This window comes from Streptomyces sp. NBC_00576, from assembly GCF_036345175.1.
Taxonomy (GTDB): domain Bacteria; phylum Actinomycetota; class Actinomycetes; order Streptomycetales; family Streptomycetaceae; genus Streptomyces.
The window spans coordinates 4,646,127-4,661,871 of sequence record NZ_CP107780.1 but is presented as its reverse complement, the minus strand read 5'-3'; the positions used below and the strand labels follow the sequence as shown (position 1 = coordinate 4,661,871).

Below are 15,745 nucleotides of genomic sequence, written 5' to 3'. Positions count from 1 at the left end.
GGATGCCCCCGGTGAGCAGCAGAGGCGCCCTGACCGTGTCTTCCCGCGCCCTCTCCCGTTGCTGCTGACAGGGGAGTTATGGCTCTCCGTCCTGGGGAGGAGTAGGCGTTTGCAGCACGATCTGTCATGCGGTGCGTCCGGAGGCAAGGAGGCCCGCGTCATCGTGGTCGGTGCGGGTTTCTCCGGCATCGGTGCCGCCATCCGGCTGCGCCAAGCGGGATTCGGTGACCTCCTGGTGCTGGAGAAGGCTCCGCAGCTCGGGGGCACCTGGCGGGAGAACACCTATCCGGGCTGCGCGTGCGACGTGCCGTCCTCGCTCTACTCCTACTCCTTCAACCCCAACCCCGGATGGAGCAGGCTCTTCGCGGGGCAGCGGGAGATCCACGACTATCTCCGGACGACTGCGGAGCAGTACGGCGTGGACGAAGCGCTGCGCTGCGATGTCCGCGTGCTGCGGGCCTGGTGGGATCGGCCCTCGGGGCGTTGGCGGTTGGAGACGACCGACGGTGACTACAGCAGCGAGGTGCTGGTCATGGCCACGGGCCCCTGGCACCGGCCACGGCGTCCTGAGGTGCCGGGGCTCGCCGAATTTCCCGGTCCGGTGTTCCACACCGCGCAGTGGGACCACACCGTGGACCTGGCCGGACGGCGCGTGGCGGTGGTGGGGAGTGGGGCTTCGGCCGTACAGGTCGTCCCGGCCATCCAGGAACAGGCGGCAGCGGTGCACGTCTTTCAGCGCACCGCCCAGTGGATCCTTCCCAAACCCGACTTCCCGGTCCCCCGGTCCCTCGGCTGGTGTCTGCGCCACTTGCCAGGCGCTCAACAAGTCATGCGGAGTGCCCAGTTCAGGATGCAGGAGGGCTTCGGCTACGTCTTCCGTCACCCACGGCTCGCCCGCCCCCTGCAGGCAGCAGCTCGTGCTCACTTGCACCTCGCGGTCCGTGACCGGCTCCTGCGGCAGGCGCTCACGCCGCACTACACACTGGGCTGCAAGCGCCTGCTGACCTCGAGCACCTACTATCCGGCGCTGACCAGGCCCCACGTCCACCTGCACCCCACCGCTGTCTCCGCCGCCCGCGGAAATCGCCTCATCGGGGCCGACGGTTCCCAGGCCGAGGCCGACGTGGTGATCCTGGCCACCGGCTTCCACATCGGCGAACTGCCCCTGGCACGACGCGTGCACGGCACGGACGACCTGACCCTGCACGAGACCTGGGCAGGGGGGCCCGAAGCCCATCTCGGCACCACCGTCAGCGGCTTCCCCAATCTGTTCCTCCTCCTGGGCCCCAACATCCTCAGCGGCTCCACCTCCGCCATCACCGTCCTCGAAGCCCAGCTCACCTACCTGTGCGCAGCCATGGAACACCGACGCCAGGGCGGCTACACCTCCATGGACGTGAAACCGGCGATCCAGGCTGCGTACAACACCGCGTTACAGGACGCGCTGCGCACCACCGTGTACGACGCCGGCCACTGCTCCAGCTACTACCTCAGCCCCAGCGGGCGGAACACCTTCTCCTGGCCCTGGTCCACGGGTCGGCTCATCCGCAGCCTGAGCCGCTTCGACCCAGAGGCCCACATCCTTCAAGGACCACCCCTGCCCGGCCCTCGGTCCGCGCCCAGCACGCCGGATCACACCCGCCCCGGTCGGTGAGACAGATGCCTCCGCGTGACGCAGCAGCCTCGCAGGAGGCGAAATAGCACGCATCAAGTCGATGCCGACCATGGTGGTCTTCAGCCCTGGAGGTCGACCCGCACCGTCAGCAGATTCGTCCCCATGGCCCGTACGCCCGTGCTGTTGACGCGCGGCAGTGTCCGCAGCCGGGCGATCGGGTCGTCGTCCGGGAGAAGGTGGGCCGTGCCCGAGTGCCACCGGCCTCCGACCCGCACGCGCACCCGCGGGTCGGCCTTGATGTTCCGTACGTACTGCGACTTCTCGCCGAACTCCGAGACCAGCCAGAACGTGTCGCCGACGCGGCGGCCGCCGACCGGGGTGACACGGGGCAGGCCGGAGGTGCGGCCCGTGGTCTCCAGGAGGGTCTGGAAGGGGAGGCGGCGCATGACGGGGTTGCCGATCCGGCGCTGGAGGGCGGTGGTGGCCTTGAATCTGAGCCGGCCCTTCCCCGACTCCGGGGTGGAGTTGTGCTGCTGAGTCACCTGTTGTCCCCTTCCATCGGCGTCGCCGGGCTGCTGTCCGGGTTCAGTCCGGGTTCAGTCCGGTTCAGTGTGACAGCCCCCCGGTAACGCCGTAACGCCGGATGATTTACTCCCAAGTGCCGGTCTGGCGCAGGCCCGCCCCTGGGTCCTGGAAAAACGGAATACGGAAAACGGAGAGGCGGAGAGACGGAATGGGAGCCGGCCTCGTACTCATATTCATCCCGCTGTTCTTTTATCTGACGTCGGCAGTGCTGCTGTGCGTCAAGGTCGCCGACCGGACATCCTCGAAAATGGGCTGGCTGTTCTCGGTGGCGCTCATCTTCGGACCTGCCGCCCTGCTCACCGTCGGTGGCCTGTACGATTCCGGCGTCTGGTAGGGGCCGGGAGATCAGGTGGAAACCCTCTTCACGGTGGTGATCGTCGTGTTCATGGGATGCGTCTACGCATGGCCGGTCGTTCCGCTGGTCGCTTACCCGCTCAACCGACGGCGTGGTTCCTGGGCGGCCCTCTACTGCTGCGCCCCGCACTGAGACTCCTGGAGGGTGAGGACGGCTTGGACGAGGGTCGTGATGTGCAGGACATCTGCCGTACAACCCTTTGCGCGTCCAACGGGTCTCACCTTACGTCCGAAGTGTTCCGGGCAATCCGGAAGTGGCCGCTTCGTGCTACGGGGACCTGCGCTGACCACGCATGCCTTTCGGTGTCCCCCGCTTCAGAGCACGTCTGAGCACATGTCATGACACGTAGCTCAACCACGACGATCAGGGGGAAACACCACATGCGTCATCTCAAGACCGCCACCGCGGCGCTGGCCTGCGCCTTCGCTCTCATCCCGGCCGGAGTCGCCGCCGCCGGGAGCGGCCCGGCGCCCGCACCGACCGCCCGCACCACCACTGCGGCGGCCTCCACCGCGCCGTCCGCCGACGGCAACCCGGCGAGCCTGCGGGCCCGGGTGGCCGGGGTGTGCACGGACGCCTACCAGATCGGTTCCACCGGGTACGTCAAGCGCGCCGGCCAGACCATCGCCTCCGTCAAGCAGTTCTACTCGCCGTCCTGCGGCCAGAACTACGGCTACGTCTGGGTCTGGGACAGCTTCCGCAACGCCGTCGGAGACTACGACGTGACCTCCGCCGTCTACAGCTACGCCCGGGACGAGGTCCTGGGCAAGCATTCCTGGACCAACACCGACGGCCAGGAGTTCTGGTCCAGCGGCACCCGCACGGTGAACGAGTGCACGGCCGGCTCGGGCACCGTACGGGCCGCCGGTGACCCCGCACCTGTGGGGGGTTACTCCAGCAAGCGCTGCTGAACCCATGCCCACGGCGGGGGAGTTGACCAACGGCTCCCCCGCCGGAGGGACAGCGCCGCCCCGGCAACACTGTTGCAGCACCTGCGAAGCGGGACATGTTGGTCTTGTGCCCCCCTGCACTCGCGCCGCTGCTGTGGTGTGTTCTTGAATGGTGTCCCAGAGGGACTTCAGCTGGGCGAAACGGGTGGGCGGTGGCGAGTATGCGCGTGGTGACCTGGAACCTGTGGTGGCGGTTCGGGCCCTGGGAGGCGCGGCAGAAGGCGATCCTTTCCGTGCTGCGGGATCTGCGGCCGGACGTGGTCGGGCTCCAGGAGGTCTGGGAGTGCGGCGGGGAGAACATGGCCGCCTGGCTCGCCGACGAACTCGGGCTGCACTGGACCTGGGCCGCCTACGAGGCCCCCGAGCGCTGGCAGCGGCGTATCGGGGACGCGAAGGTCAACGTCGGCACCGCGGTGCTGAGTCGCTGGCCCGTCGTCGAGAGCGAAGCGATGCGGCTGCCGGCCCCCGACGACCTGGACGACGGACGCATCGCCCTGTACTCCCGGCTCGCCGCCCCCGGCCACCACGTGCCCTTCTTCACCACGCACCTCACCTCCGCGCCCCACGCCTCGGCGGTCCGCTGCCAACAGGTCACCGCCCTCGCGGAGTTCGTGGCGAAACGCCGTGACGGCACCGCCTTCCCGCCCGTCATCACCGGCGACTTCAACACCTGGCCCGACTCCGACGAGATCCGCCTGTTCGGTGGTTACAAGACGGCCCCGCCCGTGCCCGGCCAAGTCTTCCTGGACGCCTGGGAGTTGGCCGATCCAGCGGCCCCATCGGCGACTTGGGACGCCACCAACCCGTACGTCGCGGCCGGCTTCGGCCCCAGCGCGCGGATCGACTATGTCTTTGTCGGGCCGCCGGGGCGGGGCGGACTCGGACATGTGCGCCGGGTGGAACGGGCGGGGCACGGGCCCGTGGAGGGCATCTGGCCGTCCGATCATGCGGCGGTCGTAGCCGAGTTGGCGTCCGCGTGAGCGTATGAACCGGGCGAAACCGTCAGCGTCTGATCCTCACAGGCCAGGGCGTTGGCCGGACCACGGGCGCTGGGGCGGATCGGCCCGGTGCCTCATGCTCCTTCTGGTGTACGGGGCGCACCGTGCCAGCGCCACGTCGTGAGGCGCGGTCGGCCAGGGAGCTCCGCTCGGCCGGTGGCCCACAGGAGGGTTGGCCAGCGTTCGGTGTCGGTCGGCGCGTCGGGGAAGATGCGACGCAGTACCCGGTCGCACAGGTCGGGGTCGGGCGCCCATTCGATGCCCAGGCCCTCGGCGACGTCGTGCGTGTGCACCAGCGTCTCCACGATGCCCATGGCGGCGAAGCCCTCGGGATCGGCCGCGCCGAAGATGTGGTGCGACCTGACTGTTGGCGGCTTGGTCCGCACGATGGCAGTCAGCAGGGCGCCGCTCGCCTCCAGTACCTGGAGCAGTCCGGCCGGCCCCGCCTCGCGGTCCACGAAGATGACGTTCGCCGGGCCGCCGGGCTTCTTGCGGCTCCACGCGAACGGGACGTGCGTGTCCAACGGTGGCGTCTCGGGGCCCAGTTGGGCGGCGTAGGAGAACAGGTCGTCGGCCAGGTGCTCGACGGTCTCCCAGCAGTCCCACTCCAGTGAACCCGCGTCGGCGCTCCAGTCGGCCGTCTCCGCGCCGCGCAGGGCACCGACCGCCAGGCGCACCGCGCGGTCGACGTCGGCCGCGGTGACGGTGGTGCCCGGCGTGCCCTGCGTGCTCTGTGAGTCACGTGTTTCAGCCATGGCCGGACCGTATCAACGGCCACCCCCACCTCGCCGACCTCGCCCACACCGGCGCCTTCCCCGCGTTCCGGTGATCGCCGGCGTGGGTGGCGTGGCTGTGGTCCTCGGGGCCGGTGCCGTGTACGTCGTACGGTGCCGCAAGTCCGGCACCGGCACGACGCATCCTGACTCGACGCTTGACCCGACCGACTAGGCCTCGTTACCGCCCCAGGAAGATCGGGTTCGTGAACGCGGCCAACGCCCCCGGCAGCGGCGCCAGTACGGCCTCGTGGCGGACCTCCGCCCGGACGTATGCCGCGTACTGGGCCGTCGTACGCCATTCCACGGCTCCCGCGCCCGTCACCGGCAGGACCCCGCTCGTGAAGAGCACGCCCTGGTCCGTCACGAAGCGGACCGTGCAGCGCGGGGCGCCTGTCACCTCCAGGCGGACCGTGACCGGGGCGTCCTTGGACACCTTCAACCGGCCGCCGATGTCCGCGTGTTCGCCCTTCGGGCCGGATGCCGTGAAGGTGAGGGAGACCGACTTGGACTCGGCGACGTAGGAGCGGCCTGCTTTCAGGCCCTCCTGGATCGCCTCCCGGGTCAGGTCGTCGGCCAGGACCACCGTCTGCGGGACGCCCACCGGGTCGGGGTCGCGGTGGGCGTCGCTGTTGCCCATGGCCGGAATCCACCCGCGGCCTTCCCTGACGGACGCCACCAGCATGCCGTCCCAGTCCGCGAGAGCCACCTCGTCCTCGGGCGAGTAGGCGCCGTTCCACACCTCCACCGCGTCCGCGTCGGCGAAGCCGAACTTCCAGTTGCAGCCGACGCAGGTGGCGTGCGGGTGGGCCGGCACCACCAGGCCGCCGGCGCGGCGGATCTGGCGCGCGTACTTGCCGAAGCGGTTGTCGCGGGCCCGGTAGCGCCAGTCGACGAACGTCCCCGGATCGGTCCCGAGCGCGACCACGTGACCGTTGCGGGTCGTCACCTCCTCGCCCACCATGATGAGGAGGTCGTCGCCCGCCTGGTCGGCCCAATGAGCGTGCGCCGACTGGGTGTTGTGGTCCGAGGAGTTGATGAAGTCCAGGCCCGCAGCCCGCGCCAGGGCCGCGATCTCGGCCGGGGTGCGGCGGCCGTCCGAGTACCAGGTGTGCAGGTGGCAGTCGCCCCGGTACCACGCACGCCCTCTGCCCTTCGCCCGCTCGGGCGGATAGACGGGCGGGACGACCTCGCCGGGCTCGCCGTAGGTCAGCGTGATGGTGATCTCGTACGAGAGGCCCTGCGGGGAGACCGTGTAGGGACCCAGCGCGATGTGCCAGGTGCCCGGCTTCACCGGGCCCGGAAGGTAGCCGGGCGTCGCGTCGTCCGCGCGGACGAAGAACTCCGTGCGTGCCCCGCCCGACCAGCCCCGGAAACCCTTGCCGCCCAGTTCGGTACCGCGCTGGTCGAAGACACCGATGTCGAGCGCGTTGCCCGCGGTGCCGGCCGGGACGGACGGGCGGTCGTAGCTGTACGCGACCCTCAACTCCCGTACGCCATCCGGGATTTCGACGGGCAGGTAGACGAAGTCGGGGGAGCCGGTCGGCAGCGTGCCCCGTACCGTCTTCGTCTCTGTGCCGGGCGCCGCCTCGGCCGGGGTGCCGTGGGAGAAGGTCACGCTTCCCAACGTAAGCGCGGCGGCGGCTCCGGACACGAAGAGGGCGCGTCTGCCGAGACCGCTTCCCGTGCCGGTGACACTTCCGGTGCCGGAACCGTGGTCGTGGTCGTCTTCGCACATGCTGCTGCTCCCAGGGTGTCGGGGTGTGACGTGGGTGATGCAGTGGCGCTCCGTCCACTCTCGTACCCGGGGGTGAACTCCCTTACAAGACAAGGGAATCGCCATCTTTCGAGTGCGCAGCGCGCACCACGTGGCGGGAACGCGGCCCGGGTGATGTTCCACCAATGCCGACCGGTCGGTATGGACAGACAAGACGTCGCCCGGTACAGATATGGACATGCGCCTAGCCGTCACGATCTTCCTCACCGACGAGACGATCACCCCGACCCGACTCGCCCGTGAGCTGGAGCAGCGCGGGTTCGCCGGGCTGTATCTGCCCGAGCACACGCACATCCCGGTCGAGCGGACCAGCCCGTACCCGGCGGGCGGCGACCTGCCGCCCGAGTACGGCCGTACGCTCGACCCCTTCGTCGCGCTCGGCCAGGCCGCCGCCGTCACCGAGCGGCTCGCCCTCGGCACGGGCATCACGCTCGTCGCCCAGCACGACCCGATCGACCTCGCCAAGCAGATCGCGACCCTCGACCACCTCTCCGGCGGCCGTTTCACCCTCGGAATCGGCTACGGCTGGAACGTCGAGGAGGCCGCCGACCACGGCGTGGAGTGGCGTACGCGGCGCGAGCTGACCCGGGACAGGATGGCGCTGATGCGCGCCCTGTGGGCGGACGAACCGACCGCGTACGAGGGCGAGTTCGGGAGTGTGCGGGCGAGTACCGCGTATCCCAAGCCGGTGCAGAAGTCGCGCGGGCCGGTCGTCGGCCCCCGCACCCTCATCGGCGGGGCGGCCGGGCCGAAACTGTTCGCCCACATCAGCGAGTACGCCGACGGCTGGCTGCCGATCGGCGGGCGCGGCCTGTCCGAGTCGCTGCCCCTGCTGCGGTCGGTGTGGGCGGACGCGGGCCGCGACCCGGCCGCCCTCCAGGTCGTCCCGTACGCCGTCCAGCCCACCCCGGGCAAGCTCGCCCACTACGCCGACCTCGGCATCGAGGAGACCGTGGTGCAGCTGCCGCCGGCCGGGGAGGCGGAGATCCTGGGCCTGCTGGACGGGTACGCCCCGTACCTGTAGCTCAGCAGTCTCCGCTGTAGCTGTAGCTCCGCAGGCTCCGCAGGCTCCGCAGGTGATGGCTGCACATGGCTGCCAGTGCCGCTCTGTAACGTTCGCCACCCCGAATGGACAGGGCGGTCCTGCAGGACCTGATCACATCGATCGTATGCTCGATGGATGACGACCTCCGAGACTTCCGGAACCGGCCCCACCGAGCGCCCCGGCGCCACCGGCCCGACCGAGAACTCCATGCGTCGCGCCCTCAAACGGGCCCGGGACGGCGTCGCCCTCGACATCGGCGAGGCCGCGGTGCTGCTCCAGGCCCGCGGCGAGGCCCTCGACGACCTCACCGCGTCCGCGGCCCGCGTACGGGACGCCGGCCTGGAGGCCGCGGGCCGCCCCGGCGTCATCACGTACTCGAAGAGCGTCTTCATCCCCCTGACCCGCCTCTGCCGGGACAAGTGCCACTACTGCACCTTCGTGACCGTCCCCGGCAAGCTCCGCAGGGCGGGCCACGGCATGTTCATGTCCCCGGACGAGGTCCTCGACATCGCCCGGCGCGGCGCCGCCCTCGGCTGCAAGGAAGCGCTGATCACCCTCGGCGACAAGCCCGAGGACCGCTGGCCGGAGGCGCGCGAGTGGCTCGACGCGCACGGCTACGACGACACGATCGCGTACGTCCGCGCCATCTCGATCCGCATCCTGGAGGAGACGGGCCTGCTGCCCCACCTCAACCCGGGCGTGATGTCGTGGACGGACTTCCAGCGACTGAAGCCCGTCGCTCCCTCCATGGGCATGATGCTGGAGACGACGGCGACTCGTCTGTGGTCCGAGCCCGGCGGCCCGCACTACGGCTCCCCGGACAAGGAACCCGCCGTACGGCTACGGGTGTTGGAGGACGCGGGCCGGTCGTCCGTCCCCTTCACCTCGGGCCTCCTGATCGGGATCGGTGAGACGTACGAGGAGCGGGCGGAGTCCCTCTTCGCCCTCCGCAAGATCTCGCGCGCCTACCACTCGATCCAGGAACTGATCATCCAGAACTTCCGCGCCAAGCCCGACACCGCGATGCGCGGAATGCCGGACGCGGAACTGGACGAACTCGTCGCGACGGTGGCGGTGGCCCGCCACATCATGGGCCCGAGCGCCTGCCTCCAGGCCCCGCCCAACCTCGTCGACTCCGAGTACGAGCGGCTGATCGGCGCCGGCATCGACGACTGGGGCGGGGTCTCCCCGCTCACCATCGACCACGTCAACCCGGAACGCCCCTGGCCCCAGATCGAGGAGCTGAGGGGTAAGTCGGCGGCAGTCGGCTTCGAACTGCGCGAACGCCTCTGCGTCTACCCGGAGTTCGTACAGCGCGGCGAGCCCTGGCTCGACCCCCGACTCCTCCCGCACGTACGGGCACTCGCCGACCCGGAGACAGGCCTCGCGCGCGAGGACGCCGTCGTCGAGGGGCACCCCTGGCAGGAACCGGAGGAGGTGTTCGTGTCGTCCGGCCGCACCGACCTGCACACCACCATCGACACCGACGGCCGTACGTCCGACCGGCGCGACGACTTCGACGAGGTGTACGGCGACTGGGGCGCCCTGCGGGAAGCGGCGGCGCCCGGGATGGTGCCGGAGCGCATCGACACGGACGTACGACAGGCGCTGCGCACCGCGGCCGACGACCCGACTCGGCTCACCGACTCCGAAGCCCTGGCCCTCTTCCACGCGGACGGCCCCGCACTGGACGCGCTGTGCCAAGTCGCCGACGACGTACGGAAGTCGGCGGTCGGGGACGACGTCACCTACATCGTCACCCGGAACATCAACTTCACCAACGTCTGCTACACCGGCTGCCGTTTCTGCGCCTTCGCCCAGCGCCGCACGGACGCCGACGCCTACACGCTGTCCCTGGACCAGGTGGCCGACCGCGCCCAACAGGCCTGGGACGTGGGGGCGGTTGAGGTCTGCATGCAGGGCGGCATCCACCCGGACCTGCCGGGCACCGCCTACTTCGACATCGCGCGCGCGGTGAAGGAGAGGGTGCCCGGCATGCACGTACACGCCTTCTCGCCCATGGAGGTCGTGAACGGCGCGACCCGCACCGGGATGTCGATCCGCGAATGGCTGACGGCCGCGAAGGAAGCCGGCCTCGACACGATCCCCGGCACGGCGGCCGAGATCCTCGACGACGAGGTCCGCTGGGTCCTGACCAAGGGCAAGCTGCCGACGGCAACGTGGATCGAGGTCGTCACGACGGCACACGAGCTGGGCATCCGCTCCTCGTCCACGATGATGTACGGCCACGTCGACCAGCCCCGCCACTGGCTGGGCCACTTCCGCACCCTCGCCCGCATCCAGCAACAGACGGGCGGCTTCACGGAGTTCGTCACCCTCCCCTTCATCCACACCAACGCGCCGGTGTACCTCGCGGGCATCGCGCGCCCCGGCCCGACGATGCGCGACAACCGGGCGGTCATCGCCATGGCCCGCCTTCTCCTGCACACCCATATCCCCAACATCCAGACGAGCTGGGTGAAGTTGGGGACGGAGGGCGCGGCGGAAATGCTTCGCTCGGGCGCGAACGACCTGGGCGGCACACTGATGGAGGAGACGATCTCGCGGATGGCGGGGTCGAGTTACGGGTCGTACAAGTCGGTGAAGGAACTGATCGCGGTCGCGGAGGCGGCGGGTCGCCCGGCCAGGCCCCGGAACACCCTTTACGGGGAGGTCACGGAGGAGCGGCAGCGGGCGGCGGCTGTTTCGGACGGGCATCTGCCGGAGTTGTTGCCTGTGTTGGAGTGACCAGTTTGCTCGGCATGGCGAGGTGGAGGTCTGTCCCGGCTGCTGCGGCGGCTCGCAGAGCGTTCGGAGGTCGGCTTTGCGTGACTGACCGCCTCATGCGCCGTCGGCGTCCAGACGTTCCGCCGACTCGAGCAGGTGCTTCGGCAGCTTCGAACTGGCCGCTAGCACCTCGATACCGATGAGGCGGCCCTCCTTGTCGAAGTCGAGGTTGATCATGCCGTCGACCTTCACCGGATCACAGGGATACAGAGCTGGCCTTCTGCGGCCTCGCCGGTTCTCTCGGTGATGATCCGCGTCACCCGCTGACCAGCAGTCACGACCGAGGTGGTCTGCCTCCCATCCCGCTCACGCCTGTTTGCGGGCCGTCAGACGACGACACGGCCCCGCAGGATGATCCGGCTCGGGTGGGCCAGTGCGGAGGGGTCCCGCGTCGGGTCGGTGGCGTAGGCGACGAGGTCGGCGGGGGCTCCGTCGGTCAGGCCGGGCAGGCCGAGCCAGGAGCGGGCCGACCATGATGCCGAGCCGAGCGCGGCTTCGGTCGGCAGGCCGGCCCGGACGAGCCACTCGACCTCCGAGGCGACGGTGCCGCACGGGAAGCTGTCCGTGCCTGCCAGGACGGTGACACCGGCTTCGAACGCCGCCCGGACGCTGGGCAGCATGCCCTCCCAACCGTTCAGCCACCAGTCCCGGGAGCCGCTCGGCTCGGCGGCCCGCCGCCGCTCGGCACCGGCACCGAAAACGCTCAACGTCGGTACGTATGCGGTCCCTTGGGCCGCCATCCGGTCGATCAGACCGGGGTCGAGATGCATCCCGTGCTCCAGACTGTCGACCCCGGCCAGTACGGCGTTGCGGCAGCCGTCGGCGGTCTGGCAGTGCGCGGCCACCCGGCCGCCGACGGCGTGCACCGCCTCCACGACGGTGGTGAGGATCTCCAGCGGCAGCGCGGGCTCGTTGTACTTCCAGTCGCCGATGACCTTGCACCACCCCGAGGACGCCTTCACCTCCTCGACGGCGGCATCCACCAGGCCGGCCTCGCTCACGTCCCGCCCGAACCCGGGGAAGAACCGACCGGGCGTGGCCAGCCACCGCCCGGCCGAGTGAACGCGAGGCAGCTCCGGATCGTCGTCCACCCAGGCCGGGATACGGGCGGCGGATCCCGGCGTGCGCACGAGCAGCACGCCGGCGTCCCGGTGATCGGTCAGGTGTCGGCGTAGCGTCTCGTCGCTGAACGCGTCCTCGACGCCCTCCGCACCCGGATGGGTGTGCGCGTCGACGAGGCCGGGCAGCAACCAGCCCCCGTCGACGACCAGTTCGGCATCCCTGTCCGAACCCGCTGCCGGGACCGGTTCGGTCCACAACCGGCCCCGGTCGATCCAGAAGGTCCGCTGCTCTCGCTCGGGCAGTACGACGCCTCGCACCTTGAGCACCACGGTCGACTGCCCCTTCCTGGTGGGTGGTTCACGGGCCGGTAGCCCACTGGGAATGTAGCGTCCCGCTGCTCACCAACCGGTCGAGACCGGGTCACCTCCACCGGAGGAGCCGGAGGAGCCGGAAGAGCCGGAAGAGCCGGAAGCCGAGGGGATGCGCGCCCGTATCCACCCGCCGCCACGCTTGCTCAACGCTGTGATTCGATGTGTCGATGGACGGTCAAGGAAGCGCGGCCCAGGAGGCGCTCTACCACGCGCTCGACGAGACGGTGTCACGGCTGTACGGCGAAGGCCGGTTGGCCGATGCCCTGAAAGCGGTGGAGGCCGAGGCCCCTCGGATCCCTGCCCGCCGCGCGGACACCGCCCACCTGGCGGCCTGTCTGCTGACGCTCACCGGGCGGCCCGAGGACGCGCTGGCGGCGCTGTGCACCGCACTCGCCGACGGCGCCTGGTGGAGTCCCGCGATCCTTGTCGATGACGACGACTTGGCCGCCGTCCGCGACCTTGAGGGGTTCGCCCCTTTGCTCCGCGAGTCCACGGCCCGGCACGCGACGGCCACCGGGGTCCCTCTTCCTCCGGTCGTACGACGGCCGCAAGGCGACCCCGGTGGCATCCCCCGAGGTGTCCTGGTCGTCCTGCACGGCGCCGATCAGAACGCCGCCTTGGCTGCGGAACAGTGGGCGGCGGCGGTTGACGCGGGCCTCGTCCTCGTCGCCGTCGACTCCTCCCAGCGGTCGACCCCGCTCTACCGCAGCTGGCCCGACATCGGCGTCGGCATCCGGGACATCACCGCGGCGCTCGCCGAGCTGGACGAGGCCGACTCCTCCCTGCCACTCCTCGCGGCGGGCTTCTCGGCGGGCGCGCGCGTGGCCGTGCTGTGGGCGCTCTCCGACGCAGCGGTACGCCCCTCCGGCTTCCTGGCGGTGGGCCCTGCCCTCACACCGGCGCACCTCGACGGGGAACGGCGCGCGAGGGCCGCGCAGGGTGCGGTGCGCGGCCGGATTCTGGTGGGGGACCAGGACGACGACGTCACCCCCGAGATCTACGACGCCCACGCAATGCTCGCCGACGCGGGCGCGGACGTCACCCTGGAGACCATCCCCGGGCTGGGGCACGCCTTCCCCGCGGGCTTCGGACGTAGCCTCCCGGGCCTGCTGGAGTCGTTGTTGGTGACTCGGCCCCGTCCTGCGGGGTGCTGAGGGCCTGTAGGTGACTCCGCGGGCGTCCGCACCGGGTTCTTCTTCCGGGTGCGCCCTCTTGCCGAGGTGGTACCGGGTTCTTCTCTGCACTTTGGACGTCGCCGGACCTGGCAGCACGAAATCAATGGCCCGAGGTTCTGGGGATTCCGTAGCGTGTCAGTCATGCCGATCCCTGTCCTGTACTGCCGTGATCCGTTGAATCCACGATGCGTGGACGAACACTTCGCGCAGGAGGCACAGGGCGTGCGGGCCTGCGGCGGGGTGATGGGGGTGATCGACCACGATGCGCTGTTGCGGGGTGACGCAGAACAAGCTGTTGCACACGTACCGGCTGGGCTGGGAAGTGCCTGGTACCGGGGTTGGATGATTCCGGGCGATCGATACGCCGCGTTGGCTGAGGCGCTGAGTCGACGCGGCACCCCGTTGCTCGTCGCTCCGGAGCAATACCGGGCTGCTCACGAACTGCCGGGCTGGTATCCGATGTTCGTCGATGTCACGCCCGTGAGTGTGTGGCGCCCCACCAAACCCGGTGAGGTCCTGACCGCCGAAGACCTGGCTGTTCTCGCCGAGTCGTTGCCGCCGGGCCCGGGAATCGTGAAGGACTACGTCAAATCCCGTAAGCACGAGTGGGAGCAGGCGTGCTTCCTTCCCGATCTAGCCGACGCGGTGGGGGTGATACGGGTCGTGCGGCGCTTTGTGGAACTGCAGGAGGAGTTCCTTGCTGGTGGGGTAGTTCTGCGCAGCTTCGAGACGTTCGCGAAGCCGGAGTCCGTCGCGGCTGAAGTGCGCGTGTGGTGGCTGGATGGTGAACCCAGGCTGCTCACGCCCCACCCGGACGGCCCGTTCGAGTGTGAGCTGGTGCCCGACCTCGGCCATATCGGGTCTGCGGTGCAGCGACTGGGATGCCGGTTCGTCACAACCGACGTGGCTCTCCGCGCGGACGGGGTGTGGCGAGTCGTCGAAGTCGGTGACGGCCAGGTCAGTGACCTGCACCCGTCGAGCACGCGTGGCGAGTTGGCCGCTCTGCTGGTCGGTCCGTAGCGCTGCGGAAGCAGCCACGCGTTCACGCCAAGGTGCGTGCCTGGGCAGCTGACAACGACATCCAGCTGGTCTTTCTGCCGCCCCATGGCTCCTGGCTGACCCGGATCGAGGCCGAGTTCGCGGCCTTGCGCTACTTCGCGCTCAACGGCACCGACCACCGCAGCCATGAAGAGCAGAATGCCGCCATCGCCGCCATCGCCGCCATCGCCGCCATCGCCGCCTACGTCCGCTGGCGCAATGCCCGCGCCGGCCCGAAGACGAACTTTGCACCCGCCTCGCCGATCCGTTCGTGGACCGAATACCCGGCAAGGCCGCATGACGAGCCGCTCTAGATCACTTCCCGGAGCACGTCGTCGACCGGAGTGGCGCTCATGCCGAGGATCTTCTCGGTCTCGGAGTAGTCGATGACGAACGGCTCACCCGGCTTGGTGAGCACTTCGTGCATTTCCGCCCAGAACGGCTCGGTGAACGCGAGCAGGGTCAGATCGCGTTCGGTCATCTCTTCCATCCGCGGTTCCGGTGCCCCAGAGAGTTCGGCGAGTCGCACGGCCAGTTCCCGCACCGACAGGGTCGAGGTGGGTACGTGCCAGGCCCGGCCGTACGCCTGTTCGTTGCGGCTCGCGGCGACCAGCGTGCGCGCGGTGTCGCCGATCGCCGAGTAACTGTGCGGCACGTCGAGTTCTTGTGGCACCAGGGCCAGCGTGCCTTCCATGACCTGCCGCTGCACCATGAGACTGAACACCGAGACGGCGCCGGAGCCGTAGAACTGGGCAGCCCGCACCTCGGTGACCTTCACGCCTGAGGCGGCGGCCTCCTCCCATACTTGCGCCCTGACCCGCCCCTTGGGGCCGGTCGCGGCCAGGGGGAGGGCCGGCGTTATCGGCCCGCTCACCGGCCCATACGCGTAGTGGTTTCCGAGCATCACGTACGCGACACCGGTCCGCCTTACCGCGCTGAGGAGCGACGCCGACAAGACCGGAAACTGCTCGGGCCAGAGGTGGTATGGCGGCGCGGCGGTGGTGAACAGCGTGTCCGCCCCCTCCGTCAGGTCGGTGAGCCGATCGGTGTCGGTCGCGTCAGCGGCGACCTTGTCGATGAGCGGGTGCTCGGGCCCGCCGCCGGTCCGGCTGATCATTTGAACCCGCTCGCCGTCCTCAGCCAGCAGCAGAGCGGTCTTCGACGCGGCGGCCCCGCGACCCACGATCACATGAGATTTCATGCCGACAACGCTG

16 protein-coding genes are annotated in these 15,745 nt (G+C 69.8%); 10 read left to right on the top strand and 6 right to left on the bottom strand.

Annotation, left to right across the window (positions count from 1 at the left end; all coding sequences use genetic code 11):
- The first annotated feature begins 109 nt into the window (after positions 1-109).
- On the top strand, positions 110-1,654 hold the full coding sequence (locus tag OG734_RS19760; protein ID WP_330288846.1) for a flavin-containing monooxygenase: 1,545 nt from the start codon (positions 110-112) through the stop codon (positions 1,652-1,654).
- An 80-nt stretch (positions 1,655-1,734) separates the two neighbouring features.
- Here OG734_RS19760 and OG734_RS19755 read toward each other — a convergent pair whose 3' ends face one another.
- Positions 1,735-2,157, bottom strand: a complete 423-nt coding sequence (locus OG734_RS19755) for a nitroreductase family deazaflavin-dependent oxidoreductase (protein WP_330288845.1) — start codon at positions 2,155-2,157, stop codon at positions 1,735-1,737.
- A gap of 191 nt (positions 2,158-2,348) precedes the next feature.
- Between OG734_RS19755 and OG734_RS19750 the strand changes: the two genes are divergently transcribed.
- The 4 genes from OG734_RS19750 to OG734_RS19735 all read left to right on the top strand — a co-directional run bounded on the left by OG734_RS19750 (position 2,349) and on the right by OG734_RS19735 (position 4,485).
- A complete protein-coding gene (locus tag OG734_RS19750; RefSeq protein WP_330288844.1) occupies positions 2,349-2,534 on the top strand; it encodes a hypothetical protein in 186 nt (61 codons plus the stop codon).
- A gap of 15 nt (positions 2,535-2,549) precedes the next feature.
- A complete protein-coding gene (locus tag OG734_RS19745) occupies positions 2,550-2,687 on the top strand; it encodes a hypothetical protein (RefSeq protein ID WP_330288843.1) in 138 nt (45 codons plus the stop codon).
- Between the two features lie 248 nt (positions 2,688-2,935).
- A complete protein-coding gene (locus tag OG734_RS19740; protein WP_330288842.1) occupies positions 2,936-3,466 on the top strand; it encodes a hypothetical protein in 531 nt (176 codons plus the stop codon).
- A 200-nt stretch (positions 3,467-3,666) separates the two neighbouring features.
- On the top strand, positions 3,667-4,485 hold the full coding sequence (locus OG734_RS19735) for an endonuclease/exonuclease/phosphatase family protein (RefSeq protein ID WP_330288841.1): 819 nt from the start codon (positions 3,667-3,669) through the stop codon (positions 4,483-4,485).
- A gap of 92 nt (positions 4,486-4,577) precedes the next feature.
- Here OG734_RS19735 and OG734_RS19730 read toward each other — a convergent pair whose 3' ends face one another.
- Both OG734_RS19730 and OG734_RS19725 read right to left on the bottom strand, forming a co-directional pair.
- Positions 4,578-5,258: a hypothetical protein gene (locus OG734_RS19730; protein ID WP_330288840.1), complete on the bottom strand. Its 681-nt coding sequence runs from the start codon at positions 5,256-5,258 to the stop codon at positions 4,578-4,580.
- Between the two features lie 199 nt (positions 5,259-5,457).
- Positions 5,458-7,014, bottom strand: coding sequence for a CehA/McbA family metallohydrolase (locus OG734_RS19725; RefSeq protein ID WP_330288839.1), 1,557 nt, complete (start codon positions 7,012-7,014; stop codon positions 5,458-5,460).
- Between the two features lie 217 nt (positions 7,015-7,231).
- Between OG734_RS19725 and OG734_RS19720 the strand changes: the two genes are divergently transcribed.
- Positions 7,232-8,077, top strand: a complete 846-nt coding sequence (locus tag OG734_RS19720) for an LLM class F420-dependent oxidoreductase (RefSeq protein WP_330288838.1) — start codon at positions 7,232-7,234, stop codon at positions 8,075-8,077.
- Positions 8,078-8,233: 156 nt separating this feature from the next.
- Complete coding sequence (locus OG734_RS19715; RefSeq protein WP_330288837.1) at positions 8,234-10,846, top strand: bifunctional FO biosynthesis protein CofGH; 2,613 nt, start codon at positions 8,234-8,236, stop codon at positions 10,844-10,846.
- A 93-nt stretch (positions 10,847-10,939) separates the two neighbouring features.
- Here OG734_RS19715 and OG734_RS19710 read toward each other — a convergent pair whose 3' ends face one another.
- Together OG734_RS19710 and OG734_RS19705 are read right to left on the bottom strand one after the other, a co-directional pair.
- A complete protein-coding gene (locus tag OG734_RS19710) occupies positions 10,940-11,062 on the bottom strand; it encodes a DUF2283 domain-containing protein (protein ID WP_330288836.1) in 123 nt (40 codons plus the stop codon).
- Positions 11,063-11,211: 149 nt separating this feature from the next.
- Positions 11,212-12,276, bottom strand: coding sequence for an amidohydrolase family protein (locus tag OG734_RS19705; protein WP_330288835.1), 1,065 nt, complete (start codon positions 12,274-12,276; stop codon positions 11,212-11,214).
- A 209-nt stretch (positions 12,277-12,485) separates the two neighbouring features.
- On the opposite strand from OG734_RS19705, the gene OG734_RS19700 reads away from it, so the two are divergent.
- The 3 genes from OG734_RS19700 (at position 12,486) to OG734_RS19690 (ending at position 14,845) form a co-directional block, all read left to right on the top strand.
- The gene (locus OG734_RS19700) at positions 12,486-13,472 is read left to right on the top strand and encodes a dienelactone hydrolase family protein (RefSeq protein ID WP_330288834.1); all 987 of its coding nucleotides are present in this window, start codon (positions 12,486-12,488) and stop codon (positions 13,470-13,472) included.
- A 162-nt stretch (positions 13,473-13,634) separates the two neighbouring features.
- Positions 13,635-14,513 (top strand): ATP-grasp domain-containing protein, encoded by an 879-nt coding sequence (locus OG734_RS19695; RefSeq protein ID WP_330288833.1) that lies wholly within the window; start codon positions 13,635-13,637, stop codon positions 14,511-14,513.
- 32 nt (positions 14,514-14,545) lie between these two features.
- Positions 14,546-14,845: a hypothetical protein gene (locus OG734_RS19690; protein WP_330288832.1), complete on the top strand. Its 300-nt coding sequence runs from the start codon at positions 14,546-14,548 to the stop codon at positions 14,843-14,845.
- Here OG734_RS19690 and OG734_RS19685 read toward each other — a convergent pair.
- The gene (locus OG734_RS19685; protein ID WP_330288831.1) at positions 14,842-15,732 is read right to left on the bottom strand and encodes an NAD-dependent epimerase; all 891 of its coding nucleotides are present in this window, start codon (positions 15,730-15,732) and stop codon (positions 14,842-14,844) included. The two genes, OG734_RS19690 and OG734_RS19685, sit on opposite strands and share 4 nt — an antisense overlap.
- Positions 15,733-15,745 lie beyond the last annotated feature (13 nt).